General features: G+C 66.5%; 15 protein-coding genes. 12 read left to right on the top strand and 3 right to left on the bottom strand.

From position 1 onward, the window contains the following. Positions 1 to 79: 79 nt before the first annotated feature. Together IEQ11_RS12155 and IEQ11_RS12160 are read right to left on the bottom strand one after the other, a co-directional pair. Positions 80 to 466 carry a hypothetical protein gene (locus IEQ11_RS12155; protein ID WP_191820584.1) on the bottom strand — a complete coding sequence of 129 codons (387 nt, stop codon included), beginning with the start codon at positions 464 to 466 and terminating at the stop codon, positions 80 to 82. A gap of 227 nt (positions 467 to 693) precedes the next feature. Beyond that, positions 694 to 1,530: a hypothetical protein gene (locus IEQ11_RS12160; RefSeq protein WP_191820585.1), complete on the bottom strand. Its 837-nt coding sequence runs from the start codon at positions 1,528 to 1,530 to the stop codon at positions 694 to 696. A 240-nt stretch (positions 1,531 to 1,770) separates the two neighbouring features. Between IEQ11_RS12160 and IEQ11_RS12165 the strand changes: the two genes are divergently transcribed. The 11 genes from IEQ11_RS12165 (at position 1,771) to IEQ11_RS12215 (ending at position 20,453) form a co-directional block, all read left to right on the top strand. Beyond that, positions 1,771 to 2,664 carry a M15 family metallopeptidase gene (locus IEQ11_RS12165; RefSeq protein WP_247024821.1) on the top strand — a complete coding sequence of 298 codons (894 nt, stop codon included), beginning with the start codon at positions 1,771 to 1,773 and terminating at the stop codon, positions 2,662 to 2,664. 134 nt (positions 2,665 to 2,798) lie between these two features. Further along, positions 2,799 to 3,062, top strand: coding sequence for a PAAR domain-containing protein (locus IEQ11_RS12170; RefSeq protein ID WP_096418357.1), 264 nt, complete (start codon positions 2,799 to 2,801; stop codon positions 3,060 to 3,062). 101 nt (positions 3,063 to 3,163) lie between these two features. Then, positions 3,164 to 4,654: a hypothetical protein gene (locus tag IEQ11_RS12175; RefSeq protein WP_191820586.1), complete on the top strand. Its 1,491-nt coding sequence runs from the start codon at positions 3,164 to 3,166 to the stop codon at positions 4,652 to 4,654. Between the two features lie 39 nt (positions 4,655 to 4,693). Beyond that, the gene (tssM, locus tag IEQ11_RS12180) at positions 4,694 to 8,476 is read left to right on the top strand and encodes a type VI secretion system membrane subunit TssM (protein WP_228464378.1); all 3,783 of its coding nucleotides are present in this window, start codon (positions 4,694 to 4,696) and stop codon (positions 8,474 to 8,476) included. Next, positions 8,476 to 9,462, top strand: a complete 987-nt coding sequence (gene tagF, locus IEQ11_RS12185) for a type VI secretion system-associated protein TagF (RefSeq protein ID WP_191820588.1) — start codon at positions 8,476 to 8,478, stop codon at positions 9,460 to 9,462. The genes tssM and tagF overlap by 1 nt, the downstream gene beginning before the upstream one ends. Before the next feature lie 2 nt (positions 9,463 to 9,464). Further along, a complete protein-coding gene (locus IEQ11_RS12190; protein ID WP_191820589.1) occupies positions 9,465 to 10,283 on the top strand; it encodes an OmpA family protein in 819 nt (272 codons plus the stop codon). A 573-nt stretch (positions 10,284 to 10,856) separates the two neighbouring features. Then, positions 10,857 to 13,103, top strand: a complete 2,247-nt coding sequence (locus tag IEQ11_RS12195; RefSeq protein ID WP_191820590.1) for a type VI secretion system Vgr family protein — start codon at positions 10,857 to 10,859, stop codon at positions 13,101 to 13,103. 11 nt (positions 13,104 to 13,114) lie between these two features. Continuing rightward, entirely contained in the window at positions 13,115 to 14,734 is a 1,620-nt protein-coding gene (locus tag IEQ11_RS12200; RefSeq protein ID WP_191820591.1) for a hypothetical protein, read from the top strand. A 164-nt stretch (positions 14,735 to 14,898) separates the two neighbouring features. Further along, entirely contained in the window at positions 14,899 to 19,638 is a 4,740-nt protein-coding gene (locus IEQ11_RS12205; RefSeq protein ID WP_191820592.1) for an RHS repeat-associated core domain-containing protein, read from the top strand. After that, entirely contained in the window at positions 19,639 to 20,118 is a 480-nt protein-coding gene (locus IEQ11_RS12210) for an Imm26 family immunity protein (protein WP_096414536.1), read from the top strand. It abuts the gene before it with no gap. Then, on the top strand, positions 20,118 to 20,453 hold the full coding sequence (locus tag IEQ11_RS12215) for an Imm51 family immunity protein (protein WP_191820593.1): 336 nt from the start codon (positions 20,118 to 20,120) through the stop codon (positions 20,451 to 20,453). The genes IEQ11_RS12210 and IEQ11_RS12215 overlap by 1 nt, the downstream gene beginning before the upstream one ends. A gap of 298 nt (positions 20,454 to 20,751) precedes the next feature. Here the strand turns inward: IEQ11_RS12215 and tssA are convergent, their stop codons facing one another. Continuing rightward, positions 20,752 to 21,810, bottom strand: coding sequence for a type VI secretion system protein TssA (gene tssA / locus IEQ11_RS12220; RefSeq protein ID WP_191820594.1), 1,059 nt, complete (start codon positions 21,808 to 21,810; stop codon positions 20,752 to 20,754). 313 nt (positions 21,811 to 22,123) lie between these two features. Between tssA and IEQ11_RS12225 the strand changes: the two genes are divergently transcribed. Further along, positions 22,124 to 24,967 (top strand): type VI secretion system Vgr family protein, encoded by a 2,844-nt coding sequence (locus IEQ11_RS12225; protein WP_191820715.1) that lies wholly within the window; start codon positions 22,124 to 22,126, stop codon positions 24,965 to 24,967. Positions 24,968 to 25,032: the final 65 nt, after the last annotated feature.

The raw sequence follows: 25,032 nt of genomic DNA on the forward strand, positions 1-25,032 counted from the left end.
TTCAAATTTTCGCGATGCGATTCGGTGCCGCAAGTCCCGGCAACGCGGGCTGAGCGAAAGACCGTCGAAACTGGCGGTATCAGCAATGCCCCGCGGACGACCAACTGTTGCCGCGCCTCACCACCAGTTCGCCGTTGATGCAGCGCAGGGACGCTTGCTCCTGCGGTTGCGCGCTGCGCTCGGCGAGCAACTGCGTTTCCAGTTCCAGCACCCGGTCGCGCAATGCGTTGCGCTCGGCGACGATCTGCGCGACCTGAGTCTGCGCGACCTGACGTTCGCCCAGGGCCGCGCGCTCGGCCGACAGTTTGTTGCGCTCGTCGGCCGCGGCCTGCTGCTTGCCGATCTGGTACGCCGTGCCGCCGGCCGCGCCGATGATGCCGATGAAAACGACCGCGGCCAATGCCACGCCCATCCAGCCCCATGAGGCGCGTTCGTCGGTGTTGCGGCGGTGTCCGGACTCTTGCATGCGCCTGCCCATTGAGGTGGCGAACGCAGGCGCCGCGCCGGGTTGGCGGGGCCGGATCTGCGTTCGAAAGCGAACGTTTCGAACTACCGCGTATGCGCAGGGCCAATCGCCCTCGTGGCCACGAACCGCGATGGCGAACCCGATGCGCGAGTACGGATCGAGCTTGCGCGAAAACCGCGTCGATCGCTACCGCAGCGACCACCCGCGCAGTGCCGCGGCCGCGGCATTCAGACCGGGCAGGCCGGGTCCTGGCCGGCGTATTTGGCGCAGACCTTCTGCCGACACTGCAAGCCCTTGGTCGTATTCGCCTTCGGGCATTTGCGCAGGCTGGCCTGGACCGGGTTCGTCGGCGTGGTCGAGCTGGTTTTCGGGGATGCGCTCTTGGCCGGCGCCGCGTTCTTGGGGGCCGGCGCGGGTTTGCTCACGGGTTTGGTCGCGGCCTTCTTCGCCACCACCGCGTTTTCGGCGTTGACCTTGCGGATCAACTGTTCGAGCGCGTCCTGATCTTCCTTCGCGTTGGCGTTGCGCGGCTTGGCCGTGCGCTTGCCGCCGGATTGCGCATCGGTGTCGATGTTGCCGAGCAACGCCGCCATCAGGCCGTCGTCGTCGCTTTTCGCCGAACTGCTGCGTTTGCCGCCGGTGGTGGCGCGGGCCGGCGCGATCGCCGGTTTGGCGGCGGCCTTGGGCGGCGTCGCCGAAGCCACGAGTTTGGGCGCGGGCCTCGCCGGTTTGACGTCGGGCTGGTGCGCGGGCGATGGATCGCCGGCGCTGAAGGGATTGGCATCGGCCGGATCGTCGTCGAGCACGATCTTGGCCGGCGTGGTCGCCGCAGGTGCCGGCACCGCGCGGGCGGGCGCGACCGGTGTGGGCGCGGCGACGGCGGGCGCGGCGGGTGTCTTGTCGACGACCGCGGGCATTGGCGTCGGATCGAACGGTCTTTCGTCGCCGCGCAACAGCAGGTAAGCGCTGGCGAAAAACACCGCGGCGACACCGACGACCAGCACGATCGGCGCGATCCGGCGTCGTGGTCCGGGCGCGACCGGCCGCTCTTTCCGGCTTTCCATGTCTGCTAGGATTCGACCCGCAGGCGCGGCGCTACTGGAGCGATTTTCGGCTCCCGAGATCAGGCTCGGACGATTCGGCTTTCCCTCTTGCCGATCCACGTGGACTCCTTTCCATGCAGGCTGGGCCGGAACCGGCCTCGTCGGCATTCTGGGCGAACGCCGACGCAGGCGTCAATTCGAGCGGACGCGGGAGCTTGCGCGCCGCTTGCGGAGCACTAACCCAAGGATGAGGCGCGGCGCGTGGTCTGGATCGTGATCGGGTGTTTCTTCGTGATTCTGAGCGTCGCCGCGTGGCTGGCGATGTTTCCCGATGCGCGCGACGCAGCCGCAGACGTGGTGGCGCGAATGCTGCATCGCGGCAGCGCGGCCGGCGACCGTCTGCGCCGACGCGCATCGACCCAGGCCAGCGATTCGGGCCAAATATTGCGTAAAAAAGGCACGCGCTATGCGCGGCACATGTCGCGCAACAAGTATCTGTTCATCGCCGCGGCGGCGATGGTGGTGCTGCCGGTGGCGTTGATCCTCGGGCTGCGGCAAAAGGTGATTCTCGACGGCGGCGTCGATCCGATTCCGGTGGCGTCCAGTTCGCAGATACGCGAACTGCTGGAAGGCGAGAACCTGGTTCCGCCCGAACCGCCGCCGCCGGAGGTGTTCGTCGAGGCAGAACGTGAACTGGCGCAACTTTCGCCAACCGCGCGCCTGAGCATCGCCGCGCCGGAACAGATCGTCAGCGCCGACCGTCGCTGGGAACAGATCGATCCGGATTTCAAGCAACGCGTGCTCGCCATCTACAAGGTCATGGAAGGTCGTGGCATCAAAATGGTGCTGGTTGAGGGCTTCCGCAGCGCGCAACGCCAGGCCGAGCTGGCCGCCGGCGGCAAGGCCACCCGCGCCGGCGCCGGTCAAAGTTGCCATCAGTACGGCCTGGCCGTGGACAGCGCCCCGATGCGCAACGGCAAGCTGCAGTGGGACATGAACGATGCCTGGACCCGCGATGCCTACTTCCTCTACGGCCAGTTGGCCCAGGAGGCCGGGCTGGAATGGGGCGGGCAGTGGCGCAGCATCAAGGACTACGTGCATCTGGAGCACAAGACCCAGTGCCGGGCCGCGCGGCGGGCGGCCGGTGCCGGCTGAACCGGGCGCCCGCGGCAGCGATCGGCGGCCGGTCCGGGACGCCGGGCCGACCAGGGCGGGGTGATAAAGCCGACCCAGTCCTGCTATCGTCCCGGCTGACATCTGGATCGTCACTCGCCAACAGGAGCATGGCCATGTCCCGCCCTTTCATTCTCGTCGGTGACCCCATCGACCACGGCGGCGCCGTGGTCAGCGGCTCGCAAGCCTCGGACGTGGACGGCCGCCCGGTCGCACGCATCGGCGATCAAGTGATCTGCAGCCTGCACGGCCCCACCGTGATCGTCAGCGGCGATACGACCTTGATCGTCGACGGCCAGCCGATCGCGCGCCACGGCGACACGACCGCCTGCGGCGCGCATCTGATCGCCGGACAATTCCACGCATCGGTCGACGCCTGATGGATACGCCGGCGCGATAAAACGGATAGGCACTCAAGGATGAAGCACGTGCATTGGTCTGACATGGACGCAGGCAAGACCGGGACGAGGACGCTCCCGGCATGAAAGCCTTCAAGATGATCCTGCTGCTGGCGCTGCTGACCGGCGCGATCTGGTTCGCGATCGTGGTGGCCTGGCAGGTCAACGACGTGCAGCCCAGCGGATCGGATCTGGCGCTGTACCTGGGCGGTTTGCCGCTGCTCGCGATCGGCGCGGTGCTGCTGGTGCGTTACGGCCTGCGCCAGCGTCGCGAGCGCGCCGCCGAGCGCGCGGCCGCGCCCGCATCGGCGGCGCGAGGCGCGGCCGAACCCGGCGAACACGACGCGCCCGCCGTTGCCTACGTGCTGCATCTGCATGCCGCCGCCGTGCATCTGGCCGTCGGCACGAGTCCCGAGGAGGCCGCGGCGAATCTGCTCGAGCCCAGGCGGCCGGGGTTGCATCCGAGCTTGAAGAACGCCCAGGGCATGCCGGTGATGGCCGCGCCGGTGGACGATGTGGACACCGATGCCGTGGCCGAGGCGCTGCGCGCCATCGCCCAGGAGCAACACCAGGAGCAGGACTTCGATCGCTTGTTCGCGGAAGAACGGCTGCGCGCGGTCGCCTTGCTCGAACCGGTGGCCGAGCAATTGCTGATGCGCGAATCCGAAGTGGTGGCCGGACTGACGCCGCCGGGCGGCGAGCCCGCGCCGTCGTTGTCCGGTCGCCGTTCCGATGCGGTCGCGCCGGCGAAATCGCGACTGCGCACCTTGCTGCTGGTCGCCGAATCCTGGCCGCAGTCGGTCCGCCAGATCCTCGGCGACTGGTTGCTGGGCAAGGCCGAATCGCTGGGTCTGCCGGCCGACCGGATCGCGGTGGAGGTCGTGCCGATCGACGGCGCGAGCCAGGGCTGGAGCCTGATCGACCAGATCGGCCGGCGCTACCACGGCGAAGTCACGCCCGATCGTTATCTGCTGCTGGCCTGCGCGTCGCAGCTCGGCGAGACCAGCATCGAGACCCTCGAAGCGTCGCAGCGCCTGCTCGGCAGTGGCCGTCCCGAGGGCCTGGTTCCCGGCGAAGGCGCGGCCGGCCTGTGGCTCAGCGGTCCGCCCGAACCGGGCCGCGACGCCTCGGCCGAGGCCCTGGAACTGCACGTGCTGCAGCGCGGCCATGTCGCCGCCGGCACCTCCAGCCGCAACGCCACCCGACAAAGCTCCGAACTGATGAGCAAGGCGCTGGCCTGCGCGGCGCGATCGCCGGATACGGTCGCGGCGGTGGTCAGCGATGCCGATCACCGGCCCAGCCGGGCGATCGAGATCGCCAGCGCGATCGCGGTGGTGTGCCCCGAACTCGATCCGATCGCCCAGAGCCTCAACCTCGGCGTGGCCTGCGGCCATCTCGGTGCGGTCGCGCCGTGGGCGGTGATCGCCGTCGCCGCCGCGCAGGCGCGAAGCGCCGACGCGCCGGTGCTCGCGGTCGGCCTGGCCGACGGCGAAGCGCGCGCGGCGATCGCGGTCACACCGGTTCCTCCGCCTTCCACCACCCCAGCCGATCGCAGCGACGATCAGGCCGCCTAACGCAGCCCACTTAAGCAGCCCACACGGACGACGTACTTGATGAGCAGGCTCAGATATTTTCTTACCGACTACCGGGTGATCGCCGCGATTGGCGTGTTCGCCGTGGGTGGGGTGGCGTATTTCGGCGCCGACAAACTCAAGACCATCGGCGGCTGGATCCTCGCCCTGGCATTGCTCGCGTTGCTGGTGTGGATCGTGGTGTGGATCGTGCGTCGGATCCTCGCCGCGCGCGCCGCCAAGCAGCTCGACGCGATGGTGCAACAGCACGCCGAGCAGGCGGTGGTCGCGGCCAAGCCGGCCGCGCGCGCCGACACCGAGCAACTGCGCGAACGCATGGCCGAGGCGGTCAAGGCGATCAAGTCGTCCAAGCTGGGCCTGCTCAAGGGCAATGCGGCGCTGTACGAACTGCCGTGGTACGCGATCATCGGCAATCCGGCCGCCGGCAAGAGCACCGCGATCCTCAACTCGGGCCTGCGTTTCCCGTTCGAGGACAACCGCAGCAACGTCATCCAGGGCCTGGGCGGCACCCGCAACTGCGATTGGTATTTCACCACCGAAGGCATCGTGCTCGACACCGCCGGCCGCTATACGGTGAGCCCGGAGGATCGCCTGGAGTGGCTGACCTTCCTCGACCTGCTGAAGAAGAACCGGCCGCGCGCGCCGATCAACGGCGTGATCATCGCCGCCTCGATCGCCGAGCTGTCGGGCAGCAAGCCCGAATTCGCGATCGAACTGGCCAAGAACCTGCGCCAGCGCGTGCAGGAACTGACCGAGCGGCTGGAAGTGTTCGTGCCGGTCTACGTGGTGTTCACCAAGGCCGATCTGATCGCCGGTTTCGCCGATTTCTTCCAGGGCCTGGACCCGGCCGAGCGCGAGAACGTGTGGGGCGCGACCTTGCCCTACGACGCCAAGGGGGAGACCGATGCGCTGGCCGCGTTCGACAGCCATTTCGACGAGCTGTCCGAAGGCCTCAAGGAAATGAGCCTGTCGCAGATGGCGATGCAGCGCGGGCGCGAAGTCGGCCCGGGCCTGCTGACCCTGCCTATGGAGTTCACCGGCATCAAGCCGGCACTGCGCACCTTCATCGCCACCTTGTTCGAGGAAAATCCCTACCAGTTCAAACCGGTGTTCCGCGGTTTCTATTTCACCAGCGCGCTGCAGGAAGGCGTGTCGGTGCAGCACGCGTCCGAGCGCATCGCCCGCCAGTTCTCGTTGCGTCCGCGCGCCAGCGCCGCCGAGCGCGCGCCGATGTCGGACAACGGCCACTTTTTGCTCGGCCTGTTCCGCAAGGTGATCTTCGCCGACAAGCAACTGGTGCGGCAGTACTCCAGCCCCGGCAGCAACCGCCTGCGCAAGTTGATGTTCCTGGCCTCGTTCGCGCTGCTCGGGCTGTGCCTGGCTGGCTGGGCCTGGTCGTATCGCAGCAACGGGCAGCTGGTGGCCAACTCAGTGCAGGACCTGCGCCAGGCCAAGGCCTTGCAGGAAGGGCGCTTCGACGTGCAATCGCGGATCCAGGCGCTGCTGGTGCTGCAGGCGCGGCTGGAGCAGTTGCAGAGCTATCGCGAGCAGCATTCGCTGTCGATGGGCCTGGGCCTGTACCAGGGCGACCGGATCGAGAAGAAGGTGCGCGAGGAGTATTTCCACGGCATGCGCCAGCTGATGCTCACGCCGGTGCAGACCAAGCTGGAGGCCTATCTGAGCGAGGTCCTGGCCAACCGCGCGCGGGTCAAGGTCGCCGATGCGGCCAGCGCGACCGCGCAGGTGGCCGCGCAGGTCAACGTCGGCCAGAGCCTGTACCAGGACGCGTCGCCGACCGACGCCAACGACGCCTACAACGCGCTCAAGACCTATCTGATGCTGGCCGACAGCAGCAAGGTCGAAGGCAGTCACCTGAGCGATCAGCTGACCCGGTTCTGGCGCGGCTGGCTCGACGACAACCGCGGCACCATGTCGCGCGAGGAACTCGCGCGTTCGGCCGAGCGGCTGATGGCGTTCTACGTCAGCCAGTACGAACAACCCGGCTGGCCGACCATCGACGAGAAGTTCGCCCTGGTCAGCGACAGCCGCAGCGTGCTCAAGGGCGTCATGAAGGGCACCCCGGCGCGCGATCGCGTCTACGACCAGATCAAGCAGCGCGCCTCGGTGCGGTTCCCGCAGATCACCGTGGCCTCGCTGATCGGCGAGGAGAACGCGCGCACCGGCGTGGCCGGCAGCTACCGCGTGTCGGGCGCGTTCTCGCGCAAGGCCTACGACGACTACGTCAAGGATGCGATCAAGCAGGCCGCCAACGAACAGCTCAGCGCCACCGACTGGGTGCTGGCCGACACCGTGCAGGGCGATCTCACCCTCAGCGGCAGTCCCGAGCACATCGCGCGCGAACTCACCCAGTTGTACAAGGCCGAGTACGCGCAGGAATGGCGCAAGTTCATGCAGGGCGTGACGGTCAGCGACTTCGGCAATTTCGATCAGGCCGTGACCCGCATGAACGCGATCGGCGATCCGCAGAACTCGCCGTTGCGCAAGATTCTCGAGGCGGTCAACAACGAAACCATCTGGGACAACCCCGAGGCCGCGAACAAGGCCTTCGGCGTGGCCAAAAAGGGCGTCGTGGAATGGTTCAACCGCACCATCCTGCGGCGCCAGCCGGCCGGCATGAACGTGCAGGTCGACCCCAACACCGGCAAGCAGGTCGCGGTGCAGATGGGGCCGATCGGCGCGGAATTCGCCGGTCTGGCGCGGCTGTTCGCGCAGCGCGACAGCAGCCCGCCGATGATCAACGCCTACTTCGATGCGATGGGCAAGCTGCGTTCGCGCCTGAACGGGATCAAGACCCAGGGCGACCCGGGGCCGGGCGCGCGCAAGCTGATGCAGGAAACGCTGGAGCGCGGCAGCGGCTCGGAGATCTTCGAAATCGAGAAGATCATCGACGAGCAGATGCTCAACGGCCTCAACGAAAGCCAGCGCGACGCGATGCGTCCGCTGCTGGTGCGTCCGTTGATGCAGACCTTCGCCGCGCTGATCCGCCCGACCGAGGGCGAGATCAACCGCACCTGGGTCGAGCAGGTCTACCAGCCGTTCGAGGACGGCATCGGCAAGCTGTATCCGTACAACGCCGGCGCCACCGCCGAGGCCACCCAGGCCGACCGCGACGCGGTGTTCGGCGCGAGCGGCTCGATCGCCAAGTTCGGTAACGAGGCGCTGGGCGCGCTGGTGATTCGCCGCGGCACGGTGATGACCTCGCAGCAATGGGCCAACATGGGCGTCAGCTTGCGGCCTGAGTTCACCGCCAATTATTCGGCGTGGGTCGGCGGCAGCGGCGCCACCTCGGGCGCCGGCGCCGGCTCGAACATGGTCATCGAGATCCTGCCCGGCGCGGCCACCGGCCGCGAGTACACGATCACCATCGACGGCCAAGTGCTGCGCTACCGCAACGAACCGCCGCAGTGGAAGACGATCGAACTGGTCAATTCCAACAGCGTGCGCGTCGACGCGGTCACCCTCGATGGCCGCAGCGTGGAAGTGTTCAACGAGCAGGGCTCGCGCGGCATGTCTGAGCTGTATTCCAAGGGCAAGCAAGGCGATCCGATCGGCGACAAGCATTACCGCATGTCGTTGAGCAAGGACGGCGCCACGGTCGACTTCGAGCTGCGCATCGTGCGTCTGCCGGTCCGCGCCGCGGCCAATAACGATGTCGCCGGCAGCCAGCGCGGACAGCGTCTGCCGCGCGAAGTGGCAGGCGCGGTGGCGGTTGCCCCGACCGCTCCGACCGCGCCCGCGGCACCGACCACGCCCACCGCCGCCGCCCCGGCAGGAGGTCTGTAATGGCGACCGTCGAAGCCATGGCCCAGGTGAGTTACTTCGGCAAATTGCCCTCGCGCGGCGATTTCGTGCGCACGCCCGAGAGCCATCAGCTGATGGTGCTGCTCGATCGCTGGGCCGGCGCCGGAGTCGAGCTGCTGGCTCAGGACCCGGCGTGGAAACAGCTCTACGACCGCGCGCCGCCGATGCATTTCGCGTTTCTGGGCTCGCGCAGCCGGCTCGCGATCGGCGGCCACTTCCTGCCCAGCCGCGACGCCACCGAACGGCGTTTTCCGTTCCTGTCGGCGACCCGCCTGGACATCGCCCAGCCGCTGGCGTTCATCGCCCGCAGCCCGCTGGCGCTGGCGCGCATGTGGACCGGCATGGCCAAGCTCGGCAAACAGGCGGTGCAGGCCGAGGACGCCGCCGACCTGCTGCGCGAACTGTCCGAGAACAAGATCGCGGTCAACACCGATCCGGGCGTCTACGACGCGGCGTTCACCGATTTCCTCGACCTGCAGGACGTGGGGTCGTTGCAGGACCTGCTGCAGCAGTCCGGCCACACCCATGTGCAACTGCGCTGGGTGCTGCCGGCGCTCGGCCTGCTGCTGCAGCCGGTGTTGACCGGCGCGGCGTCGCAGATCGACAAGGCGCTGTCGCTGCCGCTGCCGCGCGATGCCTTGTACCGTCCGATGGTCGCCGCGTTCTGGCTCGACCTGATCAGCGGCTTCATCGCGCGCGCCGACTTCGAACTGGCGATCCTGATCCAGGACGAGGCGACGCCGCGCCTGATCATCGGTTTCAACGGCGCCGACGGCCGCACCTTGCAGGCGGTGCTCGACCCGCAAGTCGCCGGCGAGCAGATCATCCGCGTCGACGACGCCGAGTGGGTGGACGAGCATGTGGCCGGCGATTACGCCCTCAACAAGCTTGTCAGCTACATCGGACGCGACGACCTCTCGCTGCGCGTGGCCCGCAAGGCCTTCGGCGAAACCTTTCTCGGAGCGTGAGCATGCGCCGCACTTTCTTATTTCCGCACCGTGCCGTCGCGCTGGTCGCATTGACGCTGGCCGTCGCCGCGTTCGGCGTTCAGGCGCAGACCGTCTTGCCCGTCGCCGGCGCCGCGGCGCCCAAGCCGATCATCGCCTCGGGCAAGGTGCCCGACGAAGCCAGCAAGCAAGCGGTGCTCACGCGCTTGCGCGAGCTGTATGGCAACGAGCGGGTGATCGACCGCATCGAGGTCAGCCCCGGCGTCGTCGCGCCGCCGAACTGGCGCCAGAACGTGGTCAACATGCTCGCACCCGACCTGCAGCAGGTCACCTCCGGCAAGCTGGAGATCAACGGCAATGCGGTGCGGGTCAGCGGCAACGTCGCCAACGAGCTGCAACGCCAGCAGATCGTCAGCGGCCTGTCGACGCGGATCAACAACCCGACCTATTCGGTGGACGGCAAGCAATTGCGCATCGCCGCGGGCGCGCAGCAGAACCTGCTCGACAACGCGCTGGCCAATCGCATCGTCGAATTCGAAAGCGGCAGCGCGACGCTGACGCCGAAGGGCGAGCTGATCCTCGACGAGATGGCTGCGGCGATGAAGCAGATCGGCAACAAGCGGGTGCTGATCGTCGGCCATACCGACGCCGCCGGCGGCCGCGAATCGAACCTGGCGCTGAGCCTGGCCCGGGCGAATTCGGTCAAGCAGTACCTGCAAGTGCGCGGCGTCAACGGCGGCCTGCTCAACGTGCTCGGCGCCGGCCCGGATCAGCCGGTCGCCGACAACGCCACCGCGGAAGGCCGCGCGCGCAACCGGCGGATCGCGTTCAAGGTGCTGTAAGCGACCGACGCGGCTGCGTGCTGCGCGGATCGCGCTCGCGAACCCAGGCCCGCCGCGAGACGGGCCTGGCGTTCATGACATGCAGGCGATGGCTACGGCCGCGCTCACGCTGAGCTGAATGCGTGCGAGCCGAACCGGATACTCGACGCCGACGGCGCGCAACGACCGCCATCGGCGCACCGCGGGTATGCATCCATGTCGGTCCATTCGTTCATCGTGTGCCTGCATATGGCAAAACCTCGCGTTCCGATGATTTTCCCGATCGATGTCGCAATTCACGCGCCGGCTGGCGAATACGCTGAACCGGCATACGCAAGGCGTCGACCTGGGGACGAACCGGGCTTGTCCGCGGCGGGCGGGTGCGGCACATAATCGCCGAACCGGCCGTACATGCCGCGGAACAACCCGCGCCCTGTCCGCAACCACCGTCGGCGTTCGTACTCAATAAGGCAGGCATTCAAGAAGGCAGGTATTCAAGAAAGGCAGGCAGCACGGCCCGTAGAACCGTTCCACCCGCGGGTCCGGCCGAGCCGCTCCCGCAATACGCAACCACCATAAAACAGGACGTCCCCCGTGTACGGATACACACCGGCCTCCCTGGCCAAGCTCGTTCAGCTCAATCAGGACACGCGCCTGATCCGGGTCAAATCCTCGCTCGAACCCGAAGCCTTCGTCGTGCGCCGCATGACCGGCACCGAATCGCTGTCGCGGCCGTTCGCGTTCGATGTCGAATTGTTGTCGCTCGACGCGCATCTGGAACTCAAGCAGGTGATCGGCCAGCCGATGCGCCTGAGTCTGCGCACCCAGAACGGCGAAGAGCGCCATTTCCACGGCTACGTCAAGGAATTCGGCCGCAGCGGCGCCGAAGGCGGCATGGCCGTGTATCAGGCGCAGTTGCGGCCTTGGTTCGAGTTTCTCGACTACACCAGCAACTGCCGCATCTTCCAGGACCTGACCGTGCTGGAGATCGTCGAGGAGGTGTTCGCCGGCTACGGCGACCTGGCCAAGTGCAAGTACGACGTGCAATCGGGCAAGTACCCCAAGCTGCCGTACTGCGTGCAATACAACGAATCGGATTTCGCCTTCGTCTCGCGTCTGCTCGAGGACGCCGGCATCCACTACAGCTTCGAACACGGCGAAGACGAGCATGTGATGTTCATCGCCGACGATTCCACCCAGGCCAAGGTTATCGACGGCAATGCGCGGGTGAATTTCGTCGCCGACGATTCGGTGCGCGACGACTACGGCCTGGATCAATGGCTGACCCGCCGCCGCGTCGGCACCAGCGTGCAGGCGCTCAAGAGCTTCGACTTCAAGCAGCCCAAGAGCGCGCTGTCGGTCGACCGTCCGTTGGACATTCCGCTGGGCCGCCTGCCGCAGCTGGCCTCGTACCGTTACGAAGGCGCCGCGCGTTACCTCGACAGCGCGATCGGCGATGCGCTCGCCAGCCTGCGCGGCGAGGAATCGGCGTGGCAGACCAAGCTGTTCGAAGGCAGCGGCAATCACGGCATGCTGCTGGCCGGCCGCCATTTCGTCTTCAACGGTCACTTTGAACACAGCGAGGGCGACGAGGAGGAACGCAAGTTCCTGCTGGTCCAGGTCGGCCACGACGTGCGCAACAATTTCAACGAGGATTTCACCGTCAGCGAAGGCGCGAGCTACCGCTGCAGCGTCACCTGCCTGCGTCTGAAGATTCCGTTCCGGCCGCTGCGCGCCACGCCGCAGCCGCGCATGCCCGGCCCGCAGACCGCCACCGTGGTCGGGCCGGCCGGCGAGGAGATCCATGCCGACAAATACGGCCGGGTCAAAGTGCAGTTCCACTGGGACCGGCTGGGCGAATTCAACGAACGCAGCTCGTGCTGGGTGCGCGTGGCCAGCCCCTGGGCCGGCAGCGACATGGGCGGGGTGTCGCCGCCGCGGATCGATCAGGAGGTCGTGGTCGATTTCCTCGACGGCGATCCGGATCGCCCGCTAATCGTCAATCGCGTCTACAACGAACTCAACATGCCGCCGTTCGGCAACGAGGTCAGCGGCATCAAGTCCAAGACCGTCAAGGGCGAGGGCTTCAACGAACTGAGCATGCACGACAGCGACGGCAAGCAGATGTTCAACATGCATGCCCAGCGCGACATGATGACCACCGTGCTCAACGACCAGACCGCGGCGATCACCAGCAACAAGGCCACCACGGTCGGCCAGAACCAGACCCTGGCCGTCGGCGTCGACCAGAGCATCACGGTCGGCGGCAAGCGCGCGATCAGCGTCACCGGCGACGACACCCACGACGTCACCGGCACCCGCACCAGCACCGTCACCGGCGCGGTCACCGAGACCTACAAGAACGGCCAGACCCTGACCATTCCCGCGGTCGGCTACACCGAGACCATCACCGGCCCGCTGTCGACCACGCTGACCGGCGACTTCACCAGCGTGCGCACCGGCGCCTGGAAGGAAACGGTCACCGGCACCTCCGAGCGCATCGTCACCGCGGCGCTGACCGAGCAGTACGGCGCGGGGCGCACGACGACGATCACCGGGGTCGACGTGCGCAACGTGCTCGGCGCGGTCGAAGACGCCAACGAAGGCGCGCGCACCGTGTCGGTGACCGGCAACCTCGAACACGGCGTCACCGGCACGCATGCGGCGTTTTCCGGCGGCGACATGAGTCTGGGGTCGGGCACCCTGGTCGCGCTCGGGGTCGGCGAAGCCTCGGGCATCACCATCACCGGCGGCGAGATCGTGATCGCCTCGGGCGGCTCGACCATCGTCATCAATGCCGCGGGCGTGACCGTCAACGGCGCCAAGATCAACCTCAACTGATCGCGGCGACCATGAGCACCCCCAAGAATCCCGTCGAAAAACGCATCGACGACCTGGCCGTGGCGTGGCTGCGGGCCTGTGAGTCGCCCGACGTGCGCGTGATCGTCTGGCGCGCGCCCGGCAATGCGGGCCGGATGATGTCCGCGTTCTTCGAAGCGCAAAAACACCTCGAGCCCGCATCGACTCCGGACCTGTTCCAGAACTTCGACGCGCCGTTCGAAACCGGCTTCGGCTACAGCCGCGAGTTGATGAGCGCGCTGCGCGACGGCTATGTCGCCAGCCGCGGCGAACTCAAGCAGCAGGGCCTGCCGATCGACTGGCGCGGCGCGCACGGCGACTATCCCGACAGCGCCGCCGGCGTGCTCGCGATGTTCCAGTCCTTCGCCGAGTACTACCAGGGGCAGATGCGTTACTTCGCCCCGGTGCTGTCGCCCGCACAGATCGCCTCGTCCAGCGGCCTGGAGCAATGGCTGGACGCGGCGCTGCGCGCGCCGATCCCCGATCGGCTGCGGCTGTGCCTCGTCGATCACGTCGAAGACAAGCGCTGGCAGGCCCTGGCCGAACGTCACGGCAAGGCCGTGCGGGTGATCGACGCGCCGATCGACATGTTCGACATCGCCCGTCAGACCGCCGCGCAATCCAGCGGCGGCGCCGGCCCGGGCACCGCCTACCGGGCCATGCTCGCCGACGTGATGACCTTGCTGGAGAAGGGCAGCGCCGCGCAGACCGCGGCCCGCGCCGACAAGGCGATGAAACTCGTCCAGCGCGAGCAATGGCACGATCAGCAAGTGGTGCTGCACATGGCCGTGGCCGGCGCGCATCTCAAGCAGGCCGAGCATTCCGAGGCGATTCACCGCTATCGCGCCGCGCGCGAATGCGCGGTCGCCGCCGAGGCCGCGCGCCACCCGGCGGGCACCAACCTGATCATGCAGACCTGGTTCGGCGAAGCCGGCGTGTGGTTGTCGGCGCGGCAGCCGGTGCGCGCGTCGGAGGCCTATGCGCAGGCCGCCGCGGTCGCCCGGCGCGTGCCGAACACGATGTTCGCGCTAGAAGGCCTGCGCATGGCCGGTTATTGCCTGGCCCAGGACGGTCAGGTCGAGCCGGCGCGCGAACGTTATCTGGCCGCGGTCGCCGAGGCCCGGGCGATGCCGCCAGCGGATCGGCCGCTGACCACGCTGGCCTTGTTGTTGCAGGACATGCTGCGGCTGCAGGATGCGCCGCGCGCCGAACGCATCGCCCAATGCGCGCCGGCGTATCAGCAGGAGGTGGCCGAAGCGCTGCAACAGGCCGAGGCGCAGTCGGCCAGGCTCGGGCCGCAACCAGCATCGGCCGCGCTGGAGAAGATCGAACACGAACTGCTGACACGTTACGAACTCGCGTTCCGCAAACTGTGCGACCAGCGCGAGCGTCTGATCGGCGGCGGCGACGTGTTCTTCCGCAAGGTGGTCGCGCTCGCCCGCGACTACCTGCATCCGGCCTGGAACGGCGTGCCCGAGGTCAAGCATCCGCTCGACAAGGACTTGCCCGAATGGAGCCAGCCGCCGCGGTTCGCGCAACTGCCCGAGCCGGACGATTTGCTCGACCCAGCCGCCACATCCGCTCAGCCCGTGCCCGCCGAGGCCGGCGTTTGAGCCGGCGCGGCTGGATCGTCCTGGTCGTGGCCACCCTGATCGCCATGGGCATGGTGGCGTGGCTGGGCCAGGAATACGGCGACGAAGCCCGCGCGTTCCTGCGCGGGTTGCGCCGCCTCGTGTAGACGTCGACGCCGCATCGCGACCAAGGAAGGAAGCCCGTCATGACCATCGCCGCCAAGCATTTCGATCCGCAACTCGGGATCGACATCCACACCTATCTGATCCCGCCGTCGCCGATTCCGATCCCGCTGCCGACGCCGCATATCGGCATCGTGCTCGATCCGTTCGACTACCTGCCGTTCATCGGCGGCACCGTCCACGTCAACGGCCTCAAGCGCGCCACCGCCGGCACCGGCGGCCTGGACATCCATATCCCGGTCGGCGGCGCATGGATGCCGCCGCTGAAGATCGCCGCCGGCCCGCAGTGGGACGACGAACTGTTCATGGGCAGCAAGACGGTGCTCGCCGACGGCGACCCGTTCTCGAAGATCACCATGCCGGTGCTGGCTTGCAACATCGTCGGCATGATCGCGCCGTTCCGGATCCGCAAGCCGAAGAAACCGCATATGTCGTTGCTGTTGCCGACGACCTTCAACATCGCCATCCCGACCAACGTATTCGTCGGCGGGCCGCCGACGGTGTCGTGGACGGCGCTGGCGATGGCGGCGGGGCTGTCCATCTTCGGCAAGATATTGAAGAAGACCGGCATCGCCGGCGCCGCGGGCGCGGCGTTCAAGAAGCTGCGGCAGAAGCTGTTCGCGAACATGAAGCCGGGGTTTTTGAAGTGCAAGGTGCTGCGCGCCGAGCCGGTCGACATCCGCGACGGCAGCGTGTCGGTGACGCACGAGGATTTCGCGATTCCCGGCCGCCTGCCGCTGACATGGACGCGCGAATACCGCTCGACCGATACCCACGCCGGCCACTGCGGCCACGGCTGGCACACGCCGGCCGACGTGCGCCTGGAACTCGACGCCGACGGCAGCGTGCTGTTCCACGGACCGGACATGCCGGCGTTGTTCCCGCACCTGCCGCACGGCGAGGGCATCGACAACGCGGTGCGCGAATTCGTCGACGGCGCGCGCCTGATCCGCGAAGGCTACGAACTGTGGGTGAGAACCAAGGACGGCCTGCGCTACGGCTTCGCCGCCGGCCCGGCAAACGTGACGACGCTGCAAACGCGCGCGCTGCCGATCGAACGCATCGAAGACCTGTGCGGCAACCATTGGCGGTTCGAACGCGGCAACGGCCAACTCGTGCGCATCGTGGAAAGCGGCGTCGACGGCTTGCAGGGCCGCTTCCTGGAAATCGATTCGCGCCACGGCCGCATTGATCGCATGCAATTGCACGACCCGGCCACCGGCCTGAACTACCCGTTGGTGAGCTACCGCTACCAGGACGGCGACCTGATCGTCGCATTGGACGCACTGGATGCCGCGCGCACCTTCGAATACCGCCAGCACCGCATGGTCCGCCACACCGACCGCGTCGGCCTGTCCTTCCACTACGCCTACGACGCCCAGTGGCGCGTCGTCCGCGCCTGGGGCGACGGCGGGCTGCACGATTACAAATTCCGCTACGACGACCTGCTGGACGAAACCGAAATCACCGACTCGCTGGGGTACGTCTCGATCGTCAAGTTCGACGAGAACGGATTGCCGCTGTGCGAGATCGATCCGCTCGACGGGGTGACGGTGTTCGAGTACGACGAGGTCGGGCGGACCACGGCGGTGGTCGATCCGATGGGGTTGCGGATGGAGTTCGCGTATGACGAGCGGGGTAATCTGCTCAAGTTGACGCGGGCGGATGGCAGCGTACTCACGACACAGTACGACCCCGATGATCGCCCCGTTGTCATCGTCGACCCGCTCCAGGCCGGTTGGCGGCAGCGTTGGAATGATCGTGGCCTGCTCGTTGAGCAGGCCACGCCGATGGGAGCGGTGTCGTTGTACGAGTACGACGCCGCCGGCCAGCTTTCTGCTCATACCAATGCACTCGGCGCGAAAACGGGATTGCACTTTGACCGCCACGGCCAACTGCGAGGAATTACCGACCCATTGGGTTTTGTCCTTGTCTTCCAGCACGACGCGATGGGCCGTTTGACGTTCAAAGCCGACGCGAATGAAGCCAAGACCCTCTACACGTATGACCGGAAGGGGCGCTTGTCGCGGATCCAGCAAGCCGATGGCAGCCGGGTGACGGCCGACTATGACGCAGAGGACCAACTGGTTCGCTACGAAGACGAAAGCGGCGCGGTGACGAGGCTGGACTACGTTGGAACCGGTCAGGTTAGCAAGCGCACCCAGCCCGACGGTCAAGCGGTACGTTACGAATACGACACCGAGCAGCAACTGATTGCTGTCATCAACCCGCGCGGCGAACGTTACGGACTCAAGCGCGACGCCCTGGGTCGCATCGCCGAAGAAGTCGACTATTGGGGGCAGGCACGCCAGTACACCTACGACGCAGCCAATCGGCTGATGAGAACCGTGGACCCGCTGGGCCAGTGCGTTATCTATGCCACCGATTCGCTGGGCCGCATCACCGCCAAGACGCTTCCCGACCCGGATCGCGCCGGATGCGTATTCAAGGAGTCCTTCAAGTTCGACGCGCGAGGTCAATTGGTCGAACTGCATAATCCCCATCGTCAAGTGCGGCGTGTCTTTGATGCCGATGGACGCCTGGTGGACGAGGTGCAGGGCAGCTTTCGCATCGCCAATACCTTCGATGCGGTCGGCAACCGCCTCATGCGTGAAACCAGCGCGGGAAACCGCGTGGAATTCTCATTCGACCTGCGTGGACATTTGCGGGCCGTGGCGATCAATGACGATGCGCCCATCGAGATCGAACGCGACGCCTTGGGCCGCGCGATGCTGGAGAAGCTGGGGCCGCATGTGGAGCGTCACCTGAGCTACGACGCGCGGGGGCGGCTCACGGCGCAAAGTATCCTGCGCGATGACGCGGCATTGTTCGATACCGTCTACACATACGATGCCGTCGGCAACCTGACCCAACGCGACGATAGTGCCCAAGGTGCCGATCGCTACACTCACGACCCCATGGGGCGTGTGCTCTCCCACACCGATCCGCGCGGAAAGCTTACCCACTTCCTCAACGATCCCGCCGGCGATCGCTTGCGTACGCGCGTGCAGGAAACCCGCATGAAGCAGGTGGTCGGTGGTGAATCGCAGCCAGAACTTTGGACCAGGGAAGGCGAGTACGGCGGACTGAACTACGTGTTCGACCGGGCCGGCAATCTGGTCCGGCGGGCGCGGTCGTACGGCGCACACGAAGACGGTGGTCGCGATCGCGACCTGCACTTGCGCTGGGATGCCAACCACCGTCTGATCGAAAGTCGCAACAACGGCCAGGTCACGCGATACGGCTATGACCCGTTAGGCCGCCGTGTCTTCAAACGCAATGCCACTCAAACCACCTGGTTCTTCTGGGATGGCGATGCCTTGCTGGGCGAGGTGCGGCATGCCAACGATGCCTCGGACCTTCCGCAGGCAGGAGTCGCCGCCAACAACTTGGTGGACTTCGTCGCTGCGCGCAAACGAAGGCAAGCCCTCGCGCAACTGCATCGGGGGGCGAGGGAATATGTTTATTACCCCAGCGGTTTTGTGCCATTGGCGTTGATCGACAGAAAGAAGGTGGAATCGGTAACGGTGGAAGCGGTAGTTCCGGGCGCTTGCGCATCGACGTCCGCCTCCGGAGCGTCGGTGATTTTCACCGACGGCGATTCGCTGGCGACTGACCCTTCGCCGTCGCTTACCGCCCCTCCTGTCGACGAACCATTGGGTCGCCTTTCCCGCGAACGCACACGACCTTCGCCTGTGGTTTCATCGCCCGATCAGAAGAAGAACTTCGACATCGGCTTCGGTGCCCTGGGCTCCGTTCCCCTCGGCGTGCGCGCTTCGCTGGCATTCGAGGAGTCCGCGCCCGGCACGGCCATTCCCGACGACAATCGTTTAGGCGCGATGCGCCTGGGCCGCGGTAACGCATCGCCCGCGTCCCCGCCTTCAAGATTCACGGTTACGCCCACACAGGCAGCCGTAGCAGAGGAGGCGCAAAGCCAGGCAGGCGCCGCGCCCGTCGAGATCCCACAGTTCCAATCCTTCGCTCGCGCCGTTGCGCCGTCGCCGTCGGAAGCCGAATACATTCCCCAGACTTACCACTACCACGTCGACCCCAATGGCTGTCCAACACGGTTGACTTCGTCGGTGGGAGAAGTGGTCTGGTCGGTGAGCTACACCGCCTGGGGCAGCATCGCCCAAACCCATGTTTCCGAACTGGTGAACCCGATCCGTTTTCAGGGTCAGTACTATGACGAAGAATCGGGCCTGCATTACAACAGGCATCGGTATTACGATCCCGCGATTGGGCAATATGTGGGGCTGGACCCGGTCAGGTTGTTGGGCGGCTATAGCCTGTATGCATATACTGCGAACCCGCAGGTTCTATCCGATCCGCTCGGGTTGGTGCCCGAGACGACACCTGGGTACACGGTTTATCACCTGTATGCGCCTGGCGCCGACACTCCGTACTATGTCGGGATAACCGAGGACAATAGATTCGATCAACGCCGGCTCGAACACAAAGAAAGCTCGCGCTTGGCGGATGGAGCAAGGATGGAACGCGTCGAGACAGGCGTCACCTATGGAGAAGCGCGCGGGATCGAACGCGCCCACATCGAGCACTACGGGACCAATACGGGTGTGGTGGGGGCAGACATGCCCGGCAAGGGAACCAACGATTTTACCGGAAGAGGCAATCGCAATCTGGGCTTCGACGTCGACAGCCCTGTCAGGCCAGCGACGAGGCAGAAATATTTTCAAGCGGCGTATGAGGCGGCGGGCGGTAAGGCCCGTCCAAACAAAGCTACGGTGGCGAGGTGCGGCTGAATGAAAAAGAAGAAGGTAAAGCTGGGTGATATCAAGTCGGGAGACGTCGTTTCTTTCGAGTGCGCGCCCGGGACGTTTGGTTATGGCGTTATCGTTTCGAGAATCATGGACGGCCATGTCGCGGAGCTGTGCAAGTACTTTGGGCCTGGGCCGGAGATGCCACCGGAGTCGAATTTGGCCGATACGTTCTTCCCGCCAGTGATCCTGGATGCATTCTCGCTCATCGAGAAAGCAGTCGAAGGTGACTGGCGCATAGTGGGGCATATTTCCAATTACTTACCGGACGATCGTGTAAGCAACATCAGATTCAGATGGGGTGTAAAGGGCAAGCAAAGCACCACCGACATCCATAACCATCACGAGAAGGTTTCGGATGAAGAGGCCGCTAAGTGGCCGAATGCCAGCCCTTCTGGCGACTGGGACGTGAAGAATTATCTCAAGGACCAAGGCGTGGACCCTGAGCTGCTCGGATTGGCCTAATGAAGAACGATAGCTACGCGCCATTCATTATTTATGGTGAGGACGATGACGATGAGGCGCGTCTAAGCCTTCTCGATAACGGGATGTTTGCTCGCAGGCATGTGTTTGCTGGTCTTGGCCGCGAGAGCAACGGCTACAGCTGGGCAAGTCTGGCCAAGTCGGTGGCCAAATCCTTGTCTGCCGAATCGCAACAGTTGGATTTCAATCCTGAGGCGGACATGCTCTCGATTTATGGCCCTGCATCTGTTTTGCTGCAATTGGCTCGCGCCCTGCAGGAGCTGTATATGAACGAGCGCGCGCTGGGGCATGCAATCGAATTGTCCGAGGTTGATTGATTCAACTGGCGGGCCTGCTCTCAAGACGTGGCCGATCTTGCGAAGGAAGTTGAGGCTTGAATGGCGGCCTCATCGCGGCTTCGCGTGCCAGGCAAAAGAACGAATGGCTCCAGCGAGTCTGCGTCCGAAACCCTCCTGCGTATCAGATGCTGATGGCGCTCAGGAAGCGTTATGTTGTTGTCTGGACGTGACGCATCCGGATCGTTCGGGATAAATGGCAGGCTACAAGTGCTCGACACCAGGGACGCAAAACGCCGCCCTTGAGGCGGCGTTTCCACAAGTGCGGGGCCGACCGAAGCTAGTCGTTGTTGCCGCCGTCGTTGCTATCGAGCAACTCCTCGATCTGACTAAGCGTGCTCTCATCCTTGATCACCCGCTTGAGCCACACATGCAGCGGCATCTCGCCCCAGCGCGCGGCCTTGTCGGCGAGGTAGGCGACCGGGCTGTGCGGCTCGGTACGACGGAAGAAATCGGCCACGCGCCGCAGTTGCGCGATCGCGTCGCGGCGCGATTCGATCGCGCCGGGCGGCGAGGCGGCGGCCTGGCTGCGCGCCGGCGCGGTGTCGCTCTCTAACGCGCCATCGATCCGTTCGCCCGGCGATTGCGGGTCGGATGCGACCCCGTCGATCAGCACGCCGGCCTCGCGGGCGAAGCGTCGGGTGGTGTCGACCAGGTGCTCGAGCTGCTCGCGCGCCTGGGCGAAGCTCGGGCCTTCGTGGCCCAGGCGGGCGTCGATAATCTGTTCGAGTTCGCGCAGCGCCTCGCGGCAATCGGGCACGACTTCGATCAGCTTGAGGTAGTACTCGCGCGGCGTGGCGCGTCGCGCCGTTTCGATCTGTTCGACGGTCGGGCCGTTGCCGTCCTCGCTGCCGCGACGCGCGTGCGCCAGTTCGATGTCGGCGATGCCGTAGCGTCCCTGCGGCGATTGCATCAGCGGCAAACGCCGCGCCCATTTGGTCGAGTGTTCGAGCAACCAGATCAGGTTGCCGATGCGCTGTTCCTGATCGCCGTCCTCGGCCTGCGGATGAATATCGTCCCAGAAGCGCTCGCACAGCGCGGCCGCGAGGCGGTAGCCGCGCGCCAGGCCGGCGAAGCCGTGGATCTGGGTCTGGCTCTCGATCCACCACGACACCAGGCGCAGGTCCTTGGTGCTGGTCTTGAGCAACTTGGTGGTTTGAGTGGCGACCGATTGCCAGTCGGCGACTTTCAGATCGGTGACCCATTCGCCCTGTTCGAGCGAGGGGTCGTCGGCGCGGCGCGCCTCTTGAATGACGTCGTACTCGATCGAGAACGACATATCCGCGCCCGACGGGGCGGCGTCGGAAATCGGCGCCAACAACTCTTCCAGATCCTGCATGACAGTCCATTGAAGTGCGGGAAAGACGACCCGGATTCTACAGAACGCGGCGCCGGCGTCGCGGCGGCCGCGGGCGGCGGACCGGCGAGGGCGGGTTTCGGGCGGAATCTGGCTGAATCCGGGGGTAAAAAAGCCGCTGCCAGTCACGGTTTCAAGGCTATGGCGGGGCGCCGGGCCCGGGTCTTCTACCGGCCCTCGGTTCCGATACACTGGGACCTTGAGGGAGAGGTCGCCATGGAGGCGGCCTGCCGAGGCTGGCATGGGCCGACACGGTCCGTGCGCGCGCAAGGAGAAGGGCGTGAGCAGCGAAGGAATGCAGCAGATTCTGGCGGGATTGTCCCGCTTCATCGGGGCGCAGCGGTTGTACACGCTGGCGTTGCCGCAGGACGAAGGCGCCGGCGAAGACTGGGCCGTGGAGCGCTGGCAGGGCTGGGAGGCCTTGTCGGGCGGCTTCGAATGGTGGATCGACGTGCTGTCGGTCGATGCGCGGCGTCCGCTGGACGCGTTCCTCGGGCGCCATGCGGTGTTGACCACCCGACTCGCCGACGGCGGCCAGACGCCGCGCTCGGGCCTGGTGCGCGAAGCGCAATGCCTGGGCAGCGAAGGCGGGCTCGCGCGCTACCGGCTGTGCCTGGTGCCGTGGACCTGGCTGCTCAGCCAGGGCCGTCACAGCCGCGTGTATCAGGACAAGACCGTCGCCCAGATCGTCGAGGCGGTATTCGCCGCGTACACGCCGCTGGCGGTGTGGCAGTGGAGCGACGAGGCCGGCCCGTTCCTGGCCGGCGCGCGGCCGCGCAGCTACTGCGTTCAATACCGCGAGACCGATGCGGCCTTCGTCGATCGCCTGCTGGCCGAGGAAGGCCTGGGCTGGAGGCTGGAAGAAGACTCCGAGGCGCCCGGCGGCCATCGCATGGTGCTGTTCGCGCAGAGCGGGCAAAACCCGCGGGAGCCCAGCGATGCCGCGTATGGCGCGACCCGCTTCCATCGCAGCGATACCACCGAGGACAGCGACACCGTGCAGAGCTTCGGCGCGGTGCGGCGGATCGCATCGACCGCGCTGACCTTGCTCAGCGGCGATTACAAAGGCCTGCAGACCCAGGTGGCGAGCGTGCCGCTGGGCGAGCAAGCCGACGCCGCGGCGCAACTGGAGGTCTACGACCCGGTCGGCCTGTATGCCTTCGCCGATCGCGCCGAGGCCGAGCGTTACGCCGGTTTGCTCGCGCAGGCGAGGGCGTCGGAACGCACGATCTGGCTCGGTCGCGGCACGGTGCGCACGTTTCGCAGCGGCACATGGTTCGCATTGACCGATGCGCCGCAATCGGAAGCCGACACGCCGCGCGAAGCGCTGCTGGTCGCGGTGCAGCATGCCGGCGTCAACAACCTGCCCAAGAGCGTGACCGAGGGCATCACCGCGCGTTTCGGCGCGGCGCCGCGGGTCCCGCTGCGGGCCTTGCCGGGCGCGTCGGATTCGACCTGGAACGCGGTGCTCGCGCGCGCCGAAGCGGTCGGTTACGCCAACAGCTTCGTGGCCGTGCCGCGCGAGCAGCCGTGGCGACCGGTCCTGCACGACGGCACCGGCGCGCGCCTGAACCCGCGCCCGACCGCGCCGGGCTACCAGACCGCGATCGTGGTCGGCCCGGAAGGCGCGACCAGCCCGCAGGGCGCGCATGAGCTGTATTGCGATCGCTTGGGGCGGCTGCGGGTCAAGTTCCACTTCCAGCAAAGCGGCGGCGACGCCGGCTCCAATCAAGCCGAATCCAATCACAGCTGTTGGTTGCGCGTGGCCCAGCGGTATGCCGGCCCCGGCGTGGGCACCCAGTTCCTGCCGCGTATCGGCCAGGAAGTGCTGGTGGCCTTCCTCGACGGCGATATCGACCGGCCGGTGATCGTGGGCGCGCTGTACAACGGCCAAGGCGAGGCCGGTGTGCTGGCCACGCCCGGCGAGGCCTCGCGCGACGGCGACGCGGCCGTGTATGCGCAGGCCAGCGACCATGGTCCCAGCGCCCAGGCCAACAGCGCCGGCGGCCATGCGCCGGCCTGGCACGGCATGAGCCAGGATGCCGACGGCCACCGCAATGCCGCCGCGCTGGTCGGCATCAAGTCCAAGGAATTCGGTGGCGGCGGCCACAACCGGCTGGTGTTCGACGACAGCGACCGGCAACTGCGCCTGCAACTCGCCACCACCCAGGCCGCGACCCAGCTCAACCTGGGCCATCTGATCCATCAGGCCGACAACTACCGCGGCAGCTTCCGTGGCGAAGGCTTCGAACTGCGCACCGACCAATGGGGCGCGGTGCGCGCCCAGGCCGGGTTGTGGATCAGCGCCTACGACATCAACGGCGAAACCCCGGCCGGCGAAACCGTCGCCGCGACCGCGCTGTTGAAGCAGGCCAGCCAACTGGGCGAAGTGCTGTCGAAAGTGGCCGGCACCCATCAGACCGTGAAACTCGCCGCGCATGAAGGCGTGACCCAGGCCGGGCAATCGGCCTTGATCGGCGATCAACCGCCGCTGCGCGCGCTGCTGACCAGCGCCAAGACCACGGTCGATGGCGCGAGCTTCGACGGCGCGCTCGGCCAGGCACCGGAGCGCAAATCCGCGCCCGGCGAGGGCAAGGTCCCGCATAGCGGCGACGCCTTGCTGGGCCTGGCGGCCCCGGCCGGCGTCGGCTTCATCGCCGGACAGAGCCTGCAATGGGCGGCCGGCGAAACCTTGACCCTGGCCAGCGGCCAGTCGAGCAACCTCGCCGTCGCCAAGGACCTGCGCATCCACACCGGCCAGGCGATCGGCTGGCTGGCGAACGCGGTGGAAGGCGCATCGGCCGGCAACGATCCGGCGCTGAGTCTGGTCGCCGGCAGCGGCAAGCTGGAATTCGAAGCGCAGCACGATCAGCTCAGCCTGCAATCGCGCGATCAACTCAAGATCGTCTCGGCCAACGCCGAGGTCGAACTGGCGGCCGGCAAGACCGTGCATCTGGCCACCGCCGGCGGCGCCAGCCTGACCATCGAGGGCGGCAATATCGTCATCAGCTGTCCGGGGACGATTACGGTGCATGCGGCTAAGAAGTCGTTCGTGGGGCCGGCGAACCTCAAGAGCGAACTGCCGCAGTGGGCCAAGTCGGAGACCAAGGGCAAGCGGCTGACCAGTTTCTCGGGATAGCCGGCATGCCGCTCGAATCATCGCGAAAGCAAGCAATCGGCAGCAACAGATCGAAGCAGGGAGAT

This window comes from Lysobacter capsici, assembly GCF_014779555.2.
GTDB lineage: Bacteria > Pseudomonadota > Gammaproteobacteria > Xanthomonadales > Xanthomonadaceae > Lysobacter > Lysobacter capsici.

Bases quoted from the DNA above. Each gene is read 5' to 3' on its own strand.
- IEQ11_RS12155 (WP_191820584.1), bottom strand. From the start codon at position 466: ATGCAAGAGTCCGGACACCGCCGCAACACCGACGAACGCGCCTCATGG.
- IEQ11_RS12160 (WP_191820585.1), bottom strand. From the start codon at position 1,530: ATGGAAAGCCGGAAAGAGCGGCCGGTCGCGCCCGGACCACGACGCCGG.
- IEQ11_RS12170 (WP_096418357.1), top strand. From the start codon at position 2,799: ATGTCCCGCCCTTTCATTCTCGTCGGTGACCCCATCGACCACGGCGGC.
- IEQ11_RS12175 (WP_191820586.1), top strand. From the start codon at position 3,164: ATGAAAGCCTTCAAGATGATCCTGCTGCTGGCGCTGCTGACCGGCGCG.
- tssM (WP_228464378.1), top strand. From the start codon at position 4,694: ATGAGCAGGCTCAGATATTTTCTTACCGACTACCGGGTGATCGCCGCG.
- tagF (WP_191820588.1), top strand. From the start codon at position 8,476: ATGGCGACCGTCGAAGCCATGGCCCAGGTGAGTTACTTCGGCAAATTG.
- IEQ11_RS12190 (WP_191820589.1), top strand. From the start codon at position 9,465: ATGCGCCGCACTTTCTTATTTCCGCACCGTGCCGTCGCGCTGGTCGCA.
- IEQ11_RS12200 (WP_191820591.1), top strand. From the start codon at position 13,115: ATGAGCACCCCCAAGAATCCCGTCGAAAAACGCATCGACGACCTGGCC.
- IEQ11_RS12205 (WP_191820592.1), top strand. From the start codon at position 14,899: ATGACCATCGCCGCCAAGCATTTCGATCCGCAACTCGGGATCGACATC.
- IEQ11_RS12210 (WP_096414536.1), top strand. From the start codon at position 19,639: ATGAAAAAGAAGAAGGTAAAGCTGGGTGATATCAAGTCGGGAGACGTC.
- IEQ11_RS12215 (WP_191820593.1), top strand. From the start codon at position 20,118: ATGAAGAACGATAGCTACGCGCCATTCATTATTTATGGTGAGGACGAT.
- tssA (WP_191820594.1), bottom strand. From the start codon at position 21,810: ATGCAGGATCTGGAAGAGTTGTTGGCGCCGATTTCCGACGCCGCCCCG.
- IEQ11_RS12225 (WP_191820715.1), top strand. From the start codon at position 22,124: ATGCAGCAGATTCTGGCGGGATTGTCCCGCTTCATCGGGGCGCAGCGG.